This window comes from Dorea sp. ICN-14282, assembly GCF_037890115.1.
Classification (GTDB): Bacteria; Bacillota; Clostridia; order Lachnospirales; family Lachnospiraceae; genus Dorea_B; species Dorea_B phocaeensis.
In genome coordinates this window covers 952,673-971,460 of the sequence record NZ_JBBKBH010000001.1, presented here as the reverse complement: position 1 = coordinate 971,460, position 18,788 = coordinate 952,673, and the positions used below count along the sequence as shown (strand labels likewise).

At 43.7% G+C, this 18,788-nt stretch carries 15 protein-coding genes; all 15 read left to right on the top strand.

What is annotated here, in order from left to right:
- Nucleotides 1-80: 80 nt before the first annotated feature.
- Nucleotides 81-2,060 (top strand): excinuclease ABC subunit UvrB, encoded by a 1,980-nt coding sequence (gene uvrB, locus WKT00_RS04540; RefSeq protein ID WP_340261253.1) that lies wholly within the window; start codon nt 81-83, stop codon nt 2,058-2,060.
- A 45-nt stretch (nt 2,061-2,105) separates the two neighbouring features.
- Nucleotides 2,106-4,949 carry an excinuclease ABC subunit UvrA gene (uvrA, locus tag WKT00_RS04535; protein ID WP_101695525.1) on the top strand — a complete coding sequence of 948 codons (2,844 nt, stop codon included), beginning with the start codon at nt 2,106-2,108 and terminating at the stop codon, nt 4,947-4,949.
- A gap of 113 nt (nt 4,950-5,062) precedes the next feature.
- Nucleotides 5,063-6,052: a rod shape-determining protein gene (locus WKT00_RS04530; RefSeq protein WP_101695524.1), complete on the top strand. Its 990-nt coding sequence runs from the start codon at nt 5,063-5,065 to the stop codon at nt 6,050-6,052.
- 31 nt (nt 6,053-6,083) lie between these two features.
- Nucleotides 6,084-8,294 (top strand): SF1B family DNA helicase RecD2, encoded by a 2,211-nt coding sequence (gene recD2, locus WKT00_RS04525; RefSeq protein WP_340261249.1) that lies wholly within the window; start codon nt 6,084-6,086, stop codon nt 8,292-8,294.
- Nucleotides 8,291-9,034: a double zinc ribbon domain-containing protein gene (locus WKT00_RS04520; RefSeq protein ID WP_340261247.1), complete on the top strand. Its 744-nt coding sequence runs from the start codon at nt 8,291-8,293 to the stop codon at nt 9,032-9,034. Before recD2 ends, WKT00_RS04520 begins: the two co-directional genes overlap by 4 nt.
- 56 nt (nt 9,035-9,090) lie before the next feature.
- The gene (locus WKT00_RS04515) at nt 9,091-9,486 is read left to right on the top strand and encodes a hypothetical protein (RefSeq protein WP_101695522.1); all 396 of its coding nucleotides are present in this window, start codon (nt 9,091-9,093) and stop codon (nt 9,484-9,486) included.
- Nucleotides 9,487-10,590: a hypothetical protein gene (locus tag WKT00_RS04510; protein ID WP_101695521.1), complete on the top strand. Its 1,104-nt coding sequence runs from the start codon at nt 9,487-9,489 to the stop codon at nt 10,588-10,590.
- Nucleotides 10,591-10,637: 47 nt separating this feature from the next.
- Nucleotides 10,638-11,522, top strand: coding sequence for a diadenylate cyclase CdaA (gene cdaA, locus WKT00_RS04505; RefSeq protein ID WP_101695520.1), 885 nt, complete (start codon nt 10,638-10,640; stop codon nt 11,520-11,522).
- Nucleotides 11,500-12,753 (top strand): CdaR family protein, encoded by a 1,254-nt coding sequence (locus tag WKT00_RS04500; protein ID WP_173814443.1) that lies wholly within the window; start codon nt 11,500-11,502, stop codon nt 12,751-12,753. Before cdaA ends, WKT00_RS04500 begins: the two co-directional genes overlap by 23 nt.
- An 11-nt stretch (nt 12,754-12,764) precedes the next feature.
- Nucleotides 12,765-13,028, top strand: a complete 264-nt coding sequence (locus WKT00_RS04495) for an HPr family phosphocarrier protein (protein WP_173814442.1) — start codon at nt 12,765-12,767, stop codon at nt 13,026-13,028.
- 205 nt (nt 13,029-13,233) lie between these two features.
- Nucleotides 13,234-14,763: an amino acid adenylation domain-containing protein gene (locus WKT00_RS04490; RefSeq protein ID WP_340261241.1), complete on the top strand. Its 1,530-nt coding sequence runs from the start codon at nt 13,234-13,236 to the stop codon at nt 14,761-14,763.
- Nucleotides 14,750-15,949: an alanine racemase gene (locus WKT00_RS04485; RefSeq protein WP_340261239.1), complete on the top strand. Its 1,200-nt coding sequence runs from the start codon at nt 14,750-14,752 to the stop codon at nt 15,947-15,949. The genes WKT00_RS04490 and WKT00_RS04485 overlap by 14 nt, the downstream gene beginning before the upstream one ends.
- Before the next feature lie 2 nt (nt 15,950-15,951).
- Nucleotides 15,952-16,182 carry an acyl carrier protein gene (locus WKT00_RS04480; RefSeq protein ID WP_173814439.1) on the top strand — a complete coding sequence of 77 codons (231 nt, stop codon included), beginning with the start codon at nt 15,952-15,954 and terminating at the stop codon, nt 16,180-16,182.
- 2 nt (nt 16,183-16,184) lie between these two features.
- Nucleotides 16,185-17,711, top strand: a complete 1,527-nt coding sequence (locus WKT00_RS04475) for an MBOAT family O-acyltransferase (protein WP_173814438.1) — start codon at nt 16,185-16,187, stop codon at nt 17,709-17,711.
- Complete coding sequence (locus WKT00_RS04470; protein ID WP_173814437.1) at nt 17,698-18,687, top strand: hypothetical protein; 990 nt, start codon at nt 17,698-17,700, stop codon at nt 18,685-18,687. The genes WKT00_RS04475 and WKT00_RS04470 overlap by 14 nt, the downstream gene beginning before the upstream one ends.
- The last annotated feature ends 101 nt before the right edge of the window (nt 18,688-18,788 follow it).

Sequence of the window (18,788 nt, the reverse complement as noted above, 5' to 3'; positions counted from 1 at the left end):
GGTTGGTTCTGTACTTTTATTTTATATTCTGATATAATAGCCAGAGAGAATGAAGACAATAGATTCATAGGAGGAATTTCATGGATCATTTTGAATTAGTATCAGAATATGCCCCAACCGGCGATCAGCCTCAAGCCATCGAACAGCTTGTAAAAGGCTTTCAGGAAGGCAATCAATGCCAGACTCTTCTTGGTGTCACCGGCTCGGGAAAGACATTTACGATGGCGAACGTCATCGCACAATTAAATAAACCAACATTGATTATAGCCCACAACAAAACTCTGGCAGCCCAGCTATATGGAGAGTTCAAAGAATTCTTCCCGAATAATGCGGTAGAATATTTCGTCTCCTATTACGACTACTACCAGCCGGAGGCTTACGTTCCATCCTCTGACACGTACATCGCGAAGGATTCGTCTATTAATGATGAGATTGACAAGCTGCGCCTATCAGCAACCGCGTCTCTTATTGAGCGGCGTGATGTTATTATCATCGCCAGTGTATCTTGCATTTATGGGTTGGGTGAGCCGGAAAACTTTGAGAAGATGATGGTTTCTCTTCGTCCGGGGATGTCAAAAGACAGAGATGAAGTTCTGCGCCAGCTCATAGATATTCAGTACGACAGGAATGAGATGGATTTCAAGCGAGGTACCTTCCGGGTGCGGGGAGATGTTGTGGAAGTTATACCGGCCAATGAGGCGGATATGGCAGTTCGGATTGAATTTTTCGGAGATGAGATCGACCGCATTACGAAGGTAGATGTGCTGACGGGGGAGATTAAAAGCGAACTAAGCCATGTGGCAATTTTTCCGGCATCACATTACGTGGTTTCAAAAGAAGATTTGGAACGCGCAGTTAAAGGGATTGAAGAGGAACTTGAAGAACAGGTGAAATACTTCAAAAGTGAAGGAAAATTACTGGAGGCGCAGCGGATTTCTGAACGAACCAACTTCGATATTGAAATGATGAGAGAGACGGGTTTCTGTTCAGGAATTGAGAACTATTCCAGACATTTGACGGGGTCAGAAGCAGGACAGCCGCCGTTGACTCTTTTGGATTATTTTCCAGATGATTTTATTATTATGATTGATGAGTCTCATAAGACGGTGCCGCAGGTGGGAGGAATGTATCATGGAGATCAGTCGCGGAAGCGGACACTGGTAGACTATGGATTCCGACTTCCGTCAGCCCTTGATAACCGTCCGCTAAGCTTTGATGAATTTGAAAGTAAGATTGATCAGGTATTATTTGTATCAGCCACACCAGGACCATACGAAGCGGATCATGAGCTTCTTCGGGCGGAGCAGGTAATCCGTCCGACAGGACTTTTGGATCCGGAAGTGGAAGTGCGTCCGGTGGAAGGCCAGATTGACGACCTGATTGGTGAAGTGAATAAAGAGATTGCGAAGAAAAACAAGATTTTGATTACCACACTGACGAAGAGGATGGCAGAAGATTTGACGGATTACATGCGCGAATTAGGAATTCGTGTTCGTTATCTTCATTCGGATATTGATACGTTGGAACGGACAGAGATTGTCCGTGATATGCGTCTGGATGTATTTGACGTATTGGTAGGAATCAATCTTCTGCGAGAGGGGCTCGATATTCCGGAAATTACTTTAGTAGCGATTCTGGATGCAGATAAGGAAGGATTCCTGCGTTCCGAGACATCTCTTATTCAGACGATCGGACGGGCTGCGCGTAATGCGGAAGGTCATGTGATCATGTATGCAGATGTAATGACGGATTCTATGAAGCAGGCCATTGAAGAGACCGAGCGAAGACGGAAGGTGCAGATGAAGTATAACGAAGAACATGGAATTACGCCGCAGACGATTAAGAAGAGCGTGAGGGATCTGATTGCAGTTTCGAAGAAGGTGGCAGCAGAAGAGCTTAGAATGGAGAAAGATCCGGAATCCATGAGTGTTCAGGAACTGGAGAAATTAATCAAAGAACTGACGAAGCAAATGAAAAAGGCGGCAGCAGAGTTAAACTTTGAGGCGGCGGCAGAGCTTCGTGATAAATTGGTAGAATTAAAGCGGATGCTGAATGAATAGCAGGCAATCCTATAAAGTAAAAGTGATAGGTACGAAAGGACAAGTATGGCAGATAAGAATAAAAGCAGACATTATATTAAGATTCGAGGGGCGAATGAGAATAATTTAAAAAATATAGATCTTGATATTCCGCGGGATGAACTGGTGGTGTTGACAGGGCTTAGCGGATCCGGAAAATCATCGCTGGCATTCGATACCATTTATGCGGAAGGACAACGCCGTTACATGGAATCTCTGTCTTCTTATGCAAGACAGTTTTTGGGGCAGATGGAAAAGCCGGATGTGGAAAGTATTGAAGGCTTATCGCCGGCAATTTCCATCGATCAGAAGTCAACGAACCGAAATCCACGTTCCACGGTGGGAACGGTGACGGAGATCTATGACTATTTTCGTCTTTTGTATGCACGAATTGGAATTCCGCATTGTCCGAAGTGTGGGAAAGAGATTAAAAAGCAGACAGTAGATCAGATGGTGGATCAGATTATGGAACTGCCGGAGAGAACGAAGATTCAGCTTTTGGCTCCGGTGGTACGGGGGAGAAAGGGAACCCATGCAAAACTTTTGGAACAGGCGAAGAAAAGCGGCTATGTCAGGGTACGTGTAGATGGCAGCCTGTATGAACTTTCGGAAGAGATCGTGTTGGATAAAAATATTAAACACAATATTGAGATTATTGTGGATCGTCTGGTTGTGAAAGAAGGAATTGAAAAGCGTCTGACAGATTCCATTGAAAATGTCCTGCATTTGGCGGAAGGTCTGATGATTGTGGATGTGATTGATGGAGAGCCGATCAATTTCAGTCAAAGTTTTTCCTGCCCGGATTGTGGAATCAGTATTGAAGAAATCGAGCCGAGAAGCTTTTCTTTTAACAATCCATTTGGTGCGTGTCCGGAATGTTTTGGACTTGGTTATAAGATGGAATTTGATGAAGACTTGATGATTCCAGATAAAAATCTAAGTATCAGCGAAGGAGCGATTGCGGTGATGGGATGGCAGTCTTGCACAGATAAGAAAAGCTTCACATATGCGATCTTAGATGCATTAAGTAAAGAATATAAATTTTCTCTGGATACTCCATTTCACAAATACCCCAAGAAAATTCATGATGTTTTGCTTCATGGAACGAATGGGAAAGAAGTGAAGGTTCATTATCAGGGTCAGAGGGGCGAAGGAATTTATGATGTGGCATTTGAGGGGTTAATTCGTAATGTGGAACGCCGATATCGGGAGACCGGATCGGAGACTATGAAGGCGGAGTATGAAGAATTTATGCGGATTACGCCGTGCCATGAATGTGGAGGCCAAAGATTGAAGTCGGCAGCCTTGGCTGTGACGGTAGGTGGAAAAAATATTGCGGAGCTAACGGCAATGTCAATTGAAAAATTACAGAAATTTTTAGATCAGCTGCAGCTGAATCAGCAACAGCAGATGATCGGAGGACAGATTTTAAAAGAGATCAATGCCAGAATTCGTTTTTTGATTGACGTGGGTTTGAACTATCTGACACTTGGACGGGCAACAGGGAGTTTGTCCGGAGGAGAGGCTCAGCGAATCCGTCTTGCGACACAGATTGGATCCGGATTGGTAGGAGTGGCCTACATTTTAGATGAGCCAAGTATTGGACTTCATCAGCGGGATAATGATAAGCTCCTTGGTACTCTGAAGCATTTAAGAGATCTTGGAAATACAGTGATTGTAGTGGAGCATGATGAAGATACCATGCGGGAAGCGGATCACATTGTAGATATTGGACCGGGGGCTGGAGAGCATGGAGGCGAAGTAGTAGCAGAAGGTACAGCAAAGGAAATTATGGCGAATAAAAATTCGGTAACCGGTGCATACCTAAGTGGAAGAATTAAGATTCCTGTGCCCGAGTACCGAGCAGAGCCTACCGGATGGCTAAAAGTTATCGGAGCCAGCGAAAATAACCTCAAAAATATCGATGTGGAATTCCCATTGGGAGTGATGACCTGTGTTACGGGAGTCTCCGGTTCAGGAAAAAGTTCTTTGGTAAATGAGATCCTTTACAAGCGTCTTGCGAAGGAATTGAATCGTGCGAGAACGATTCCGGGAAAGCATAGAGAGATTCAGGGAATCGAGATGCTGGACAAAGTAATCAATATTGACCAGTCACCGATTGGAAGGACGCCGCGGTCTAATCCGGCGACTTATACCGGAGTATTTGATTTGATCCGGGATTTGTTTGCTGCAACGCCGGATGCGAAGGCCAAAGGCTATAAGAAAGGCCGGTTCAGTTTCAATGTGAAAGGCGGACGGTGTGAGGCGTGCAGCGGAGATGGAATTTTGAAGATTGAGATGCATTTTTTGCCGGATGTCTATGTTCCGTGTGAAGTTTGTAAAGGAAAACGTTATAATCGCGAGACATTGGAAGTAAAATATAAAGGAAAGAGTATTTACGACGTACTAAACATGACGGTGGAAGAGGCACTTCATTTCTTTGAAAATGTGCCGAGTATCCGTAGGAAGATGGAAACATTGTACGATGTGGGACTTTCCTATATTCGTTTGGGACAGCCTTCTACAACCTTGTCCGGAGGAGAGGCTCAGAGAATTAAACTGGCAACAGAATTGAGTAAGCGAAGTACCGGAAGAACGATTTATATTTTGGATGAGCCTACAACGGGACTTCATTTTGCGGATGTCCATAAGTTGACAGAGATTTTAAGACGTCTGTCTTCGGATGGAAATACGGTCATTGTAATTGAACATAATCTGGATGTGATCAAGACGGCAGATTATATCATTGATATTGGTCCGGAAGGTGGAGATAAAGGCGGTACTGTAATCGCAAAGGGAACACCGGAAGAAGTGGCGGCAAGTCCGGTTTCTTATACAGGGAAATATATCAGGTCAATGCTGGAGCGATAAATAGGTCTTTCCATTTTCGGGAAATTTGATTATAATGGTACGTACACGCAAGAAGAAAACAACAAATGAACGAAGGATGATCATATAGACAGTATCATGAAAGGGGAACTAGAATGTCAGTAGATATTGGAATCGATCTGGGTACGGCAAGCGTCCTGGTGTACGTGAAAGGAAAAGGGGTTATTCTGAAAGAACCGTCGGTAGTTGCATTTGACCGGGACAGTAACACTATCAAGGCAATCGGCGAAGAAGCCAGGTTGATGCTGGGGCGCACGCCGGGAAACATTATTGCGGTTAGACCACTGCGTCAGGGTGTCATCTCAGATTATACTGTAACAGAAAAAATGATTAAATATTTTGTTCAGAAGTCTCTTGGAAAGCGGATGTTTAAAAAGCCAAGAATTAGTATTTGTGTTCCGAGTGGAGTGACCGAAGTGGAAAAGAAGGCGGTTCAGGAAGCAACTTATGCGGCAGGAGCGCGGGAGGTTCATCTGATTGAAGAGCCAGTGGCGGCTGCAATCGGAGCAGGAATTGATATTTCAAAGGCTTGTGGCAATATGATTGTTGATATCGGCGGAGGAACCGCGGATATTGCGGTGATTTCTCTTGGAGGAACGGTTGTAAATACCTCTATCAAAATAGCAGGCGACGATTTTGATGAGGCAATTGTCCGGTTTATGCGTAAAAAACATAATCTGCTGATCGGAGAGCGGACGGCAGAGGATATTAAGATTAAGATCGGGACCACTTACCCATTGATAGAGGAAGAAGTAATGGAAGTGCGCGGTCGTAATCTAGTTACAGGTCTTCCAAAGACGGTGACAGTGACTTCTTCGGAGACGGAAGAGGCCCTTCGGGAGACGACGGGACAGATTGTGGAGGCGGTGATCAGCGTATTGGAGCGTACACCGCCAGAATTATCAGCGGATATTCTGGATCGAGGAATCGTTCTGACAGGGGGCGGAGCCATGCTTCGGGGACTGGAAGAATTGATTGAGGAGCGAACCGGGATCAATACCATGACGGCGGAAGAACCGATGAAGGTCGTTGCAATTGGAACGGGACAATTCGTGGAGTTCATGGGTGGACGCAAGGAACGGTAAAACGATAAGATAAAGAGTAAATTAGAGTGGAATGGAAAGTATAAAGGGATATGTAGAACACATTGTATACCGGAATGAAGAGAATGGGTATACCGTATTTAATTTGAATAATGACGAAGGAGAAATCACCTGTGTCGGTAATTTTCATTATATTGAAGAAGGAGAACTTCTACATTTGGAAGGGAGTTACACTACACATAAACTGTATGGAACACAGTTTAAGGTGGAAGAGTCCACTGTGTGCGAGCCAGAGGATTTGGTGTCTATCGAACGGTACTTAGGATCCGGAGCGGTCAAGGGAGTAGGCGCTGCGCTGGCAGGGCGGATTGTCAAGAAGTTTCGTGAAGATACGTTTCGGATCATTGAAGAAGAGCCGGAAAGATTGGCGGAAATTAAAGGGATCAGTGAGCGGAAAGCGCGGGAAATTGCAGTACAGGTGGAAGAGAAGAAGGATATGCGTCAGGCGATGCTATACTTGCAGAAGTACGGGATTTCTACAACCTTAGCAGCCAGAATTTATCAGCATTATGGGAGAACTGTATATCGTGTGATTGAAGAAAATCCCTATCAGATTGCGGATCATGTGCCGGGAGTTGGATTTAAGACAGCAGATGAGATTGCGTCAAAAGTTGGGATTCACACAGATTCCGATTTCCGAATTCGAAGCGGAATCTTTTATACGCTGCTTCAAAGCGTAGGAGAGGGGCACGTTTATCTTAGGCAGGAAGCGCTTCTTTACCGAACCGGACAGCTGCTTCAGGTGGAGATTCAGAATATTGAAAAGTATCTGATGGATCTGGCAATGGAGAAGAAGGTTGTGCTGAAAGAAGCAGAAGATGGAATGAGAGTATATTCTGCTCATTATTATTACATGGAGATGAATACGGCGAAAATGCTTCATGATCTGAATGTAGATTGTGAAGTGGATGAGGCTTTGCTGGAACGCAGGCTTCACTCCATTGAGGACAATACGGGAATGGTGTTGGACGACATGCAGAGAACGGCGGTTCTGGAAGCTGTGCGCCGTGGACTTATGGTGCTGACTGGAGGACCGGGAACGGGAAAAACAACGACGATCAATGCTATGATTCATTTGTTTGAAAGCGAAGGGCTGAATATTGCGCTGGCGGCGCCTACAGGGCGGGCGGCTAAGCGAATGACGGAGGCTACCGGATATGAGGCTTCGACCATTCATCGGCTGTTGGAGGTAGATGGAAATCCGGAGGGAGACAGTCCTACTGGATTTCAGCGAAATGAGGAAAATCCTTTGGAAGATGATGTGATCATTATCGATGAGGTGTCTATGGTGGATCTTCCGTTAATATATGCACTTTTAAAGGCAATTGTTCCGGGAACCCGCCTGATTTTAGTGGGAGATAGGAACCAGCTTCCAAGTGTGGGACCGGGAAGTGTTCTGAAAGATATGATTGCATCTGAGTGTTTTACAGTTGTAATGCTGACTCGGATTTTTCGTCAGGCAGGGGAAAGTGATATTGTGATGAATGCACATAAGATTAACCGGGGAGAGGCGATAGAGCTTAATAATAAAAGCAGGGATTTCTTTTTCCTGAAAAGACAGGATCCCAATGTCATTATCAGTGTGCTGATCACATTGATTCAGAAAAAGCTTCCTAAGTATGTTCATGCAAAGCCATATGATATTCAGGTGCTGACACCTATGAGAAAAGGGCTTTTGGGAGTAGAACGTCTGAATAAGATTCTTCAGGAGTATTTGAATCCTCCGGAAAAGGGAAAGAAAGAGAAGGAATACGGAGATCGTCTGTTCCGGGAAGGCGATAAGGTAATGCAGATAAAAAACAACTATCAGCTGGAATGGGAAGTTTCCACCCGTTATGGGATGACGATAGACAAAGGGGTTGGAGTCTTTAACGGTGATATGGGAATTGTGAAAGAAATCAATTCCTATGAGGAGACGGTGACTGTAGAATACGACGAGCAGAGGATGGTGAAGTATCCGTATAATTTGCTGGAAGAATTGGAACTGGCTTATGCGATTACCATACATAAATCACAGGGGAGTGAATATCCTGCAGTTGTGATTCCGCTTCTGCAGGGACCGAGGCAGCTGTATCACAGAAATCTTCTGTATACAGCGGTTACCAGGGCGAAGCATTGCGTGACGCTGGTCGGAAGCGATATGGTTTTTCAGGAAATGATCCGTAATGCGAATGAGCAGGACCGCAATACCAGCCTTCATGAACGAATCCGGGAATTACAATGATAGATTGGAAGAACGTGAAGGGGGCTGTTTTAAAAATAGTGGAAGCAGTCGGGAAGTGGTTGTGGCCGGAAGTATGTCCATTTTGCGGGAAGGTAAATCGATCGGGGATTTGCACTTCTTGCCGCAAAGAAGTGGATCAATTGCGCATTGTGCATCCACGATGCATGAAGTGTGGCAAGCCGGTCAGTCAGCCAGAACAGGAATATTGCTACGATTGTATGCATGCACATCATTGGTACGACAGAGGCGTGAGCGTTTGGGTTCACAGACCTCCTGTCAGTACATCTATTTATCAGTTCAAGTATCATAATCAAAGAAGATACGGTGCTCTGCTTGCGAAAGAAATGGTGTCTGTCTATGAACAGACCATCCGAAAGTGGGCGCCGGATCTGATCATGCCAATTCCAGTACATAGAAAAAGAATGAAAAAAAGAGGTTATAATCAGGCACAGATTCTTGCGGAGGAAATAGGAAAAACCTTGGGGATTCTGGTAGACACAGAAAATCTGGCCAGATGGAAGGATACGGATCCGCAGAAGATGTTGGGGACTCAGGCGCGAAAAAGGAATCTGATGGGAGCATTTGCCGTCAGAAAAAGCTTCCTCCCGGTACCTTGTGTTTTACTGGTGGACGATATCTATACAACGGGGAATACAATAGATGCCGCAGCTCGAATTTTGAAGAAATGCGGGGTGGAAAAAGTTTACTTTTTAACTATAAGTATTGGACAAGGATACTGATCTTTGTTATACTAAAAATGATGTTTAAATCACTGTAGAACATTTTGAGGTGGATTATGTTAGATGAAAAAAAAGTAAAACTCATGACCCGTCTTGCTTTTTATGAACAGACACAGGGAAAGGAAGATTTTAAGGTCAGTGCTTATTATCGAAAGGATTATGCAAGTTTGCATACGATTTGTTCGATTATATGGGTAACCGTCGGATATATCTGTGCAGTGGGACTTATTTTTCTGGCAGGAATGGACAATTTTCTGAGCAGTATGAGTTTTGGAATGATGTTTTTGATGCTGGGAATTTTGGTGCTTGTATATCTGTTTCTATTGATTCTGTACGGAGTGATTGCAAGTCATATTTTCAATAAAAAACATCGAGAGTCCAGGCAGAGAGTGAAGAAATATAATCATGATCTGACTAGACTTTTGAAGCTATATGAAAGGGAGAAGAGATAGATGGATAATGTATATGTACTTCGGGAACGGCTGCAGGCGATTTATGGACGGCATTCCAAAATATTTGATAAAGGACTTCAGTTTTTGTTGGCGCTGGTAGCATTTCTTTTGATTAATCAGAACGTGGGATTTATGAAGGCTGCATCTTCGCCGGTGATTACGGTGGCTTTGGCAGTGATTTGTACTTTTCTGCCTCTGATGGCGACGGTTGTAATGGCAACTGCGCTGCTTCTTGCGCATATGTTTTCACTGTCGTTAGGAGTGTTTGCAGTAACAGCGGTTGTATTTTTGGTGATGTATTGCTTTTTCTTTCGATTGGCTCCAAAGATGGCGTTTTTAGTATTGCTGACGCCGATTGCCTTCGCGCTGAAGATCCCGTATCTTCTTCCGATTGTCTGCGGGCTGGCATTTGCGCCGTCAAGCCTGGTGGCAACTTCTTGCGGAACGATCGTATATTATATGATGGAATATGTAAAAAAGACGTCTACTGCATTGGAAGGCAGCGGGGCAAAAGGACTGATGACACAGATTACCAAATATGCAAAGCAGGTGTTCCAAAGTAAGGAAATGTGGATTGTAATCATTGCTTTCGCGATTTCCTGTTTTGTGGTATACAGCCTTCGCAGACAGGCGGTAGATCACGCTTGGAAGATTGCGATTATTGCAGGTGCAGTTGTAAATGTGATCGTAATTGCAGTGGGTGATATTGCACTTGGAGTACATACTTCATACGGCGCACTGATTGGTGGAAGCCTGGTGGCGATCGTTGTTGGATTGATTTTAGAATTGTTTTTCTTTACGGTGGACTATGCAAGAAGTGAAAGCCTTCAGTTTGAAGATGATGAATATTATTACTATGTAAAAGCGATACCGAAAGTGTCTGTAAGCACACCGGAAAAAACGGTAAAACGGATCAATGAACGTCAGGAGACAGAGATCATTGATACCGAAGCAGTGAGAAAGAATGCAGAAAGAAAGCGGGAAAAACCGGTGTCCAAACGTACACCGAAGAAGGGACCGGGTGTGAAGGTTCAGGATATGAGAGAAGTAGATAAGATGCTTCTGACACAGAGTCTTAGAAAAGATCTGAATCTGGACGATTAAAGTAGCACTTGGGAGATTTCCGAATTATCAAAGAAGGAGGTGACAGAATGGAGCAATGGCTGGGACGGTTTGTAGAAAAGTATGCCGGAGATCTTTATTTTCCGGATGTACAGATTACCGATATCGTAGAGGTGATGATTCTTACATTTCTGATCTATCAGGTGATGGTTTGGATTAAGAATACAAAAGCCTGGATGTTAATGAAGGGAATTATCGTGCTGGCAGTGTTCATTCTGTTAGCGGCCATCTTTAAAATGCATACGATTTTATATATTGCGAAAAATGCAGCGACAGTTATGGCGACAGCAGCTATCGTTGTGTTTCAGCCGGAACTTCGAAGAGCGTTGGAAAAATTGGGAGAGAAGAAATTTCTCACCTCGGTTGTTCCTTTTGAATCCAATCGTGAAAAGAGTCGTTTCAGTGAGGAGACGAGAGAGAGCATCATCGAAGCTGCGTATGCAATGGGAAAGGTAAAGACGGGAGCGTTGATCGTTGTAGAGCAGGCGATTCGTCTTACAGAATATGAAAGCACAGGAATTAAAATGGATTGCCTGATGTCCAGTCAGGTTCTGATCAATATTTTTGAGCATAATACGCCGCTTCATGACGGTGCAATTATCGTGCGCGGAGACCGTATTGTATCGGCAACCTGTTATCTTCCGTTGACAGATAACATGGGAATCAGCAAGGAGCTGGGAACCAGACATCGGGCAGCGGTTGGAATGAGCGAGGTCAGCGATGCGTTGATCGTTGTAGTCTCTGAAGAGACGGGAGCAGTATCTGTGGCTCAGGGAGGACAGATTTTTCGGAATATTTCTGAAGAAGAACTGCGGCAGAAGCTGATCGAGATTCAGGACAAAAAGACAGAATACAACCGAATAGCAGCATGGTGGAAAGGAAGGCGCAAAGATGAGAGAAAAACTAACGCGTAATCTGGGTCTGAAAGTGGTAGCCTTCCTGATTGCTTCTTTTACGTGGCTTTTGGTGGTTAATACAGATGATCCGGAAACGGATAAAACGTATACGAATATTCCGGTAAAAGTGGTGAATACAGAAGTTATTACGAATAATAACAGCACCTATCAGATTCTGGACGGTACGTCGGAAGTGGATGTGACGGTGACAGCAAAACGATCGGAATTGAGTAAGATTGATGCGGAAGATATTGTGGCAACTGCAGATTTTAAAGAACTGACGTTGGGAACCCAGATTCCAATTTCAGTATCTATTAAGGGGGAGAATGGAAGGGATGCAAAAGCGATAGCATCGCCGAGAAATCTCCAGGTTAAGATTGATGCTGAGACCAAGAATAATTTCCCGATTACGGCAACCAGTGTTGGAACACCGAGGGATGGATATATTATTGGTGACCTAAGTGCAAATCCGGAGAAAATTACGATTTCAGGTCCGAAGACTGTGATTGACAGTATCAACAAAGTTATGGCAGAAGTGAATGTATCCGGTCTTTCTGAGAATGCAACTTTGGAAGCAGGACTGGTATTGTATGATGTGAATAATAACGTAATTGATCAGGCACAGTTGTCCAACAATTTGGGCGAAGATGGTCTGACTGTCGATGTAGAATTATATCAGATTAAAAGCATACCAATCAATTTAGACACTTCTGGAATTACGGCTGCGGAAGGCTATAAGATTGGAGAGATTAAAGCCGAACCAAAAGAGGTTCAGGTAACGGGAGATGAGAAGAAGATCAAGGATTTGACGGCAATTGATATTCCGGCAAGCGCCCTGTCGGCCACGGATCTAACAGAGCGGACAGAAAGAGTGATTGATATTTCAGATTATCTTCCGGAGGGAGTCCAGCTTGTGGATGATACAACGGACAGTATCGTAGTCTCCATTACGATTGAGCAGCCAGGGGCAAGAACCTTTGAAGTGCCGACGAACGCCATCATGGTGAAAAACCTGGCGGATGATCTCGATATGAGTTATAAAGACGCTGTCGATGTTGTGATTCAGATCAGAGGTTCAAGTGAAGTCCTGGATGTATATTCTATTGCGAAGAAAGTCAGTATTGATTTAAAAGATTATAAAGATCCAGGAACTTATACAGTGCCTGTAGATGTCGAACTTCCAGAAGGATGCACAAGAGTGGATGAGGCAAGCATCAGCATTGTACTGGAAAGTAAGAAAAAAGAATAGGCGGAAAGATTATGATTAAAAAGAAAGTTACAATTATGAATCCGACAGGTCTTCATTTAAGACCGGCAGGAATCTTCTGCAATATGGCAAGTAGATACCAGTGTAAGGTGACATTTGAGTATGACAATATCAGTGCAAATGCGAAAAGTGTCTTGAGTGTTCTCGGAGCTTGTATCAAAAAAGGTGATGAGATCGAGCTGACTTGCGAAGGAGAAGACGAGGAAGAGGCCATGCGGGCAATGGTAGAGGCTATTGAAGGCGGACTTGGAGAGTAATAGGTACAAAAAGAAAAAAGACTAAAAGACAAAAGATAAGCAGAGGAATTGCTGGATTACATAATGATCAGCGGTTCCTCTGTAATTTTTTTAAAAAATTAAGATTTTTTAAAGATTTTTAAGATTTAATTACATGAATAGACAGATTTATGCGCATGCGATACACTAAAGTATACATGTGGGTAGAATTCATAAGGGGGGAGAAATGGTTCGAAATATTTTAGACTATTTGGAAAGTTCAGAAAAGCTTGTTCCGGATCAGATTGCTTTTGCTGATGAAAAGGTTTCCTGTACTTATCGGGAATTGAAGCAGACTGCGAAAGCGATAGGAACTTATTTGGCTGATCGGGTGTCTCCGGGAAGTCCGGTTCCTGTATTTATGGAAAAGGGGGTATCGGCAATCTGTGCATTTATGGGGGCGGTGTATGCGGGATGCTTTTATGTGATGTTAGATCCCAAGCTTCCGGCAGAACGCCTTCGGAAGATTCTTTATACATTAGATGCAGACGTTGTTATTACGGAAGAAAATTACAAGAAACAATATCAGGCGCCGGCGTTTGGAGCAAAGCAGATCGATATAGGAGAAGCGGCACAGTCGGCCGTTAATGAGGAGAAGCTTGCAGAGATCCGGCAAAGGAGTCAGGATACCGATCCTCTCTATACGATGTTTACTTCAGGTTCCACAGGGGTTCCCAAGGGAGTCGTGGTCAGTCATCGCTCAGTCATTGATTTCATAGAAGAATTTACAGAATTATTTGGAATTGAGCCTAAAGACGTAATTGGCAATCAGGCTCCGTTTGATTTTGATGTGTCGGTGAAGGATATTTATTCTACGTTGAGAACAGGAGCGACGATGCAGATTATTCCAAAGAAATTGTTTTCTTTTCCGGTGAAATTGCTGGATTATCTGGAAGAACGGCAGGTTACAACACTAATTTGGGCGGTATCAGCGTTGTGTATTATCACAACGTTGAAGGGATTTGAGTATAAAGTACCCCGTCAGATCAGGAAAGTGATTTTCAGTGGAGAAGTGATGCCGGTTCGTCATTTGAACGAATGGCGAAGCTATCTTCCGGATGCACTGTATGTCAATGTCTATGGCCCGACGGAAATCACCTGCAATTGTACGTATTATATTGTTGATCGGGAATTTGAACTGGGAGAACAGATTCCGATTGGACAGGCATTCCCGAATGAGAAGGTGTTTTTGTTAGATGAACAGGATCATCTGGTGGAAGAAACTGGGAAGAAAGGAGAACTTTGTGTGGCTGGAACAGCGCTGTCGCTAGGGTATTATCGAAATCCGGAGCAGACGAAGAAGGTTTTTGTACAGAATCCATTGAACGACAGATATATGGAAACCATTTATCGGACGGGAGATTTGGCCTATTACGGGGAAGACGGACAACTCTATTTTGCAACTAGAAAAGACTTTCAGATTAAGCATATGGGGCATCGGATTGAGTTGGGGGAAATCGAGGCTGCAATGGAGAGAGTAGAGAGTTTAAAGCGGAGTGTATGTCTCTATGAAGAAAGAAAGCAGAAGATCCTGGCTTTTTATGCTGGAGAAGCAGAGAAACGACAGCTGCATCGGATTTTGGGAGAAGTTCTTCCGAGTTTTATGATCCCGAATGTATTTGTAAAAGTTTTGGAATTCCCGGTAACAAAAAATGGAAAGATTGACCGAAAACGTTTGATGGAATTGTATGAGGAGGGACAGTATGAACGAGGGTAAGGAGGAGAGAAGCACAGACTGGCTGGAAGGCTGGAAGGATTCTATTGCTACGCCGGCATATGTGTTTGATCTGGATGAACTAAAGGATCGTCTGCAGATGATCCGGAGGTGTCTGGGAAATAGGATCCGGCTGTGTTATGCAATGAAGGCCAATCCCTTTCTTGTCGCGCCGCTCCAGAATTTCGTGGATAAATATGAGGTGTGTTCGCCGGGGGAATTTCGTATCTGTGAACGGCATCAGATTCCGATGGAACAGATTGTCCTGTCAGGAGTGTACAAAGAAGATCGGGAGATTTGCCATGCTGTGGAAACGTATGGAGGGAAAGGAACATTCACGATAGAATCGAAACAGCAGTTGGAGATTTTAGAGAGCTGTGCCGCAGATGCGGGAAAGAATATCCGGGCGCTGCTTCGGGTTTCAAGTGGAAATCAATTTGGAATGGACGAAGAATCCATTGCAAAAGTATTGGAGCATAGATGGGAGTATCCCCATGTTAACATTTCTGGTTTTCAGTATTATTCCGGAACGCAGAAAAAGAAGTTGAAAAAGATGGAGCAGGAACTGGAATATCTGGATCAAATGATGGAAGAGATGGAAACACGGTATGGATACCGGGCAGAGGAATTGGAATATGGTCCGGGATTTTATGTACCGTATTTTCAGTCGGATGAAGAAGTGGATGATGAGGCGCTTTTGGATGCGCTTAGCAGAATGTTAGATGGGCTTCGCTTTCAGGGGACTGTTACGCTGGAAGTGGGGCGGTATCTGGCAGCCTATTGTGGTTATTATCTGACTCGAATTGTAGATCAGAAAATCAATAAAGGACAGAGGTATGGAATTGTGGATGGGGGAATCCATCATTTATCGTATTTTGGGCAGATGATGGCAATGAAGATTCCGCACTTTGTGCATCTATCACAAAAAGAGAAAGAAGAAAAGGAACGGTGGAATATCTGTGGCTCTCTGTGTACAGTGAATGATGTGCTGGTAAAGAATCTTCCGCTTTCCAATGCTGCAATTGGGGATTTGTTGGTGTTTGAGCGGGTCGGAGCGTATTCCGTGACGGAAGGAATTTACTTGTTTTTAAGCAGAGATCTTCCACGAATTTTCTTTTATTCAAGAGAATGTGGGATGCAGCTTATGAGAGACCGAAAAAGAACAGATGAATGGAATCAGGAGGAATAATTATGGAACAATTATTAGAAATTTTAAGTGAGATTCAGCCGGATGTGGATTATGAAACTTGTACGACCTTGATTGACGATGAATGGCTGGATTCTTTTGCAATTTTATCAATTGTTAGTGAACTGGAAGAGGCATTTGATATTGGGATTACGCCGGCAGATATTGTGCCGGAGAATTTCAATTCTGCACAGGCACTGTACCAGATGGTGAAGCGCCTTCAGGAGGAAGGATAAGCATGTCGTTAATTTCCATGGAATTTCTGCTGTTTGTGCTAGTGGCAGCGGTGGGATATTATCTGATTCCAAAGAAATATCAGTGGCTGTGGCTGTTGGTGTTCAGTTATATTTATTATGCATCATCGGGAGTGAAGCTTCTCCTCTTTTTGGTGTATACGACAGGTACAACCTATGCGGCGGGGAGACTTCTGGAAAAAGTAGAGCAGAAGGAACTTTCGAAGAAGGAGGCTAAGGTGGCGAAGAGAAGGATTCTGACGCTTGGTCTTTTACTGAATTTTGGAATGCTGGCGGTTTTAAAGTATGCTAATTTTGCAGTGGAAAATGTAAATGCCATATTTCATACCGATTTTTCTTTTCAGAAGTGGATGCTTCCTCTTGGAATTTCATTCTATACATTTCAGTCAATGGGCTATTTATTGGATGTTTACTGGGGAAAATGTAAGGCTGAGAAAAATCTGCTTCGGTTTGCCTTGTTCGTATCCTTCTTTCCGCAGATTCTGCAAGGACCCATTGGAAGGTTTGACCGACTGGCTGTGCAGCTGTATCAGGAACATCGATTTGATCTGCAGAGAATGCAATATGCGCTGCAGCTGATCCTGTGGGGATTCTTTAAGAAATTGGTATTGGCTGATCGGGCGGCAGTTGTGGTTAATCAGGTGTTTTTGAACTATACTCAGTATTCCGGGGTTCTCAATCTTGTGGCGGTGTTGATGTATTCGGTTCAATTGTATATGGATTTTTCCGGTGGAATGGACGTGGTTATGGGCGTGGCGTCTTTGTTTGGAATAGAGCTGGATCAAAATTTCAAACGACCGTATTTTGCAGTCTCCATTACGGATTTCTGGCATCGGTGGCACATTACGCTTGGAACATGGATGAAGGATTATGTGTTCTATCCGGTGTCTCTTTCCAAGTGGATGGGGCGTATCGGAAAATGGTCTAAAAAAGTGTTTGGTAAGAAGACCGGGCGTGTGATTCCCATTTGTATTGCAAATCTGATTGTGTTTTTGCTTGTGGGAGTCTGGCATGGTGCTGCATGGAAATTTATTGCATACGGCTTGTATCACGGATTGATTATCTCTGTAAGCAGCCTTCTGGCGCCGGTTTATCGTAAGGGTTTGGAAATTTTTTCGATTAATCAGAAATCGGGAGGTTGGAAAGTGGTACAGATTCTGCGGACGTTTGTTCTGATCAATATCAGCTGGTATTTCGATATGGCAGTTAGCTTGTCAGCTGCATTTACCATGATGAAGACGACCGTTACCGGATTTTCTCTTTCTGCTTTTCAGGATGGATCACTGCTTACACTGGGATTGGATTGGCTGGATTATCTGATTTTGCTTGTGGGATGCCTGGTGGTGTTTTTCATTAGTTTCCGTCAGGAACGTGGAGTTAAGATTCGGGAAAGTCTGGCGGAAAAGCCGCTTTTGTTTCGATGGGCAGTCTACGGAATGCTGTTGTTTGGAATTCCGATGTTTGGGTATGTGATGACGACAAACGGAGGGTTTATTTATGCACAGTTTTAAATGGAAAGCAGTAAGGGCGGCAGGGTTTGTAGTCATTTGCTGTCTGCTGACAGGACTGTTGAATTTTGCGCTTCAGCAATATAACATTGCGCGGGTCAATGTTCATCGGATTGGGACGACTCAGTATGATGATATATTTATCGGAACCTCTCATGGATTGAGTGCGATTAATCCTGAGATTATTGATCAGATTACAGGAAGAAAGAGTACCAATATCTGTATGCCGGATGAACATTTGATAGATTCTTACTTTTTGGTAAAGGAAGCCTGCCGGAAGAAAAAGCCAAAGCGAATTATTTATGAGCTGGATCCGTCCTATTGGTCTACCGTGCAGAATCATGGGTCCAATTCTGTCTATATATATAAAGAGTTTCCGATGTCGCTGGTAAAGCTTGAATATTTTTGGGCTAAAGTGAAAGAGATGGACATCCGAGTGACGTTGGCGCCATGGTTCTATTATCGGAATCAGGCGGGAAATATCAAAGAGACAGTTCGGATGAAATTAAGCAGCGCTTATCAAAATTATGAAGTAGGCCCGCTGAACAATGGGCTGCAGGATTATACAGAAGAAGGATATATGTATCAGATTACGGATCCAAATGGGGACAAAGGCTCACAGAATATTGTCCTTTGGAATCAGCAGCAGATCCAGGATGTGGAAAAAGAATATTTTAGAAAACTGACAGAGCTTTGCCGGGAAGAGGAAATAGAGCTTGTGGTTATTACCACTCCGGTTCCGCAGGAAACGTTGGATCTGTACAGAGATGTGTTTGAAGAGGCACATAGGTATTACACAGAACTTATGGAGGCATATGACGTTCCTTATTATGATTTTAATTACCTGCCCCTTGATGATTTTGATAGAGGGATTCGAAACTATCTTGATTACGAGGGACATATGTATGGAGAATCCGGAAATCAGTTTAGCAGGGTACTGGGAACCTATTTGAAGGAGATGTACGAAAAGAAACGCTGATCAAGCAAATGACTGGTTATTTTATTCATAATTTGTTATAATCTAAGCAATGGAAATTCAGAAATATAAAGTAGAAAGGAACTCCATGGCTTCATACACTG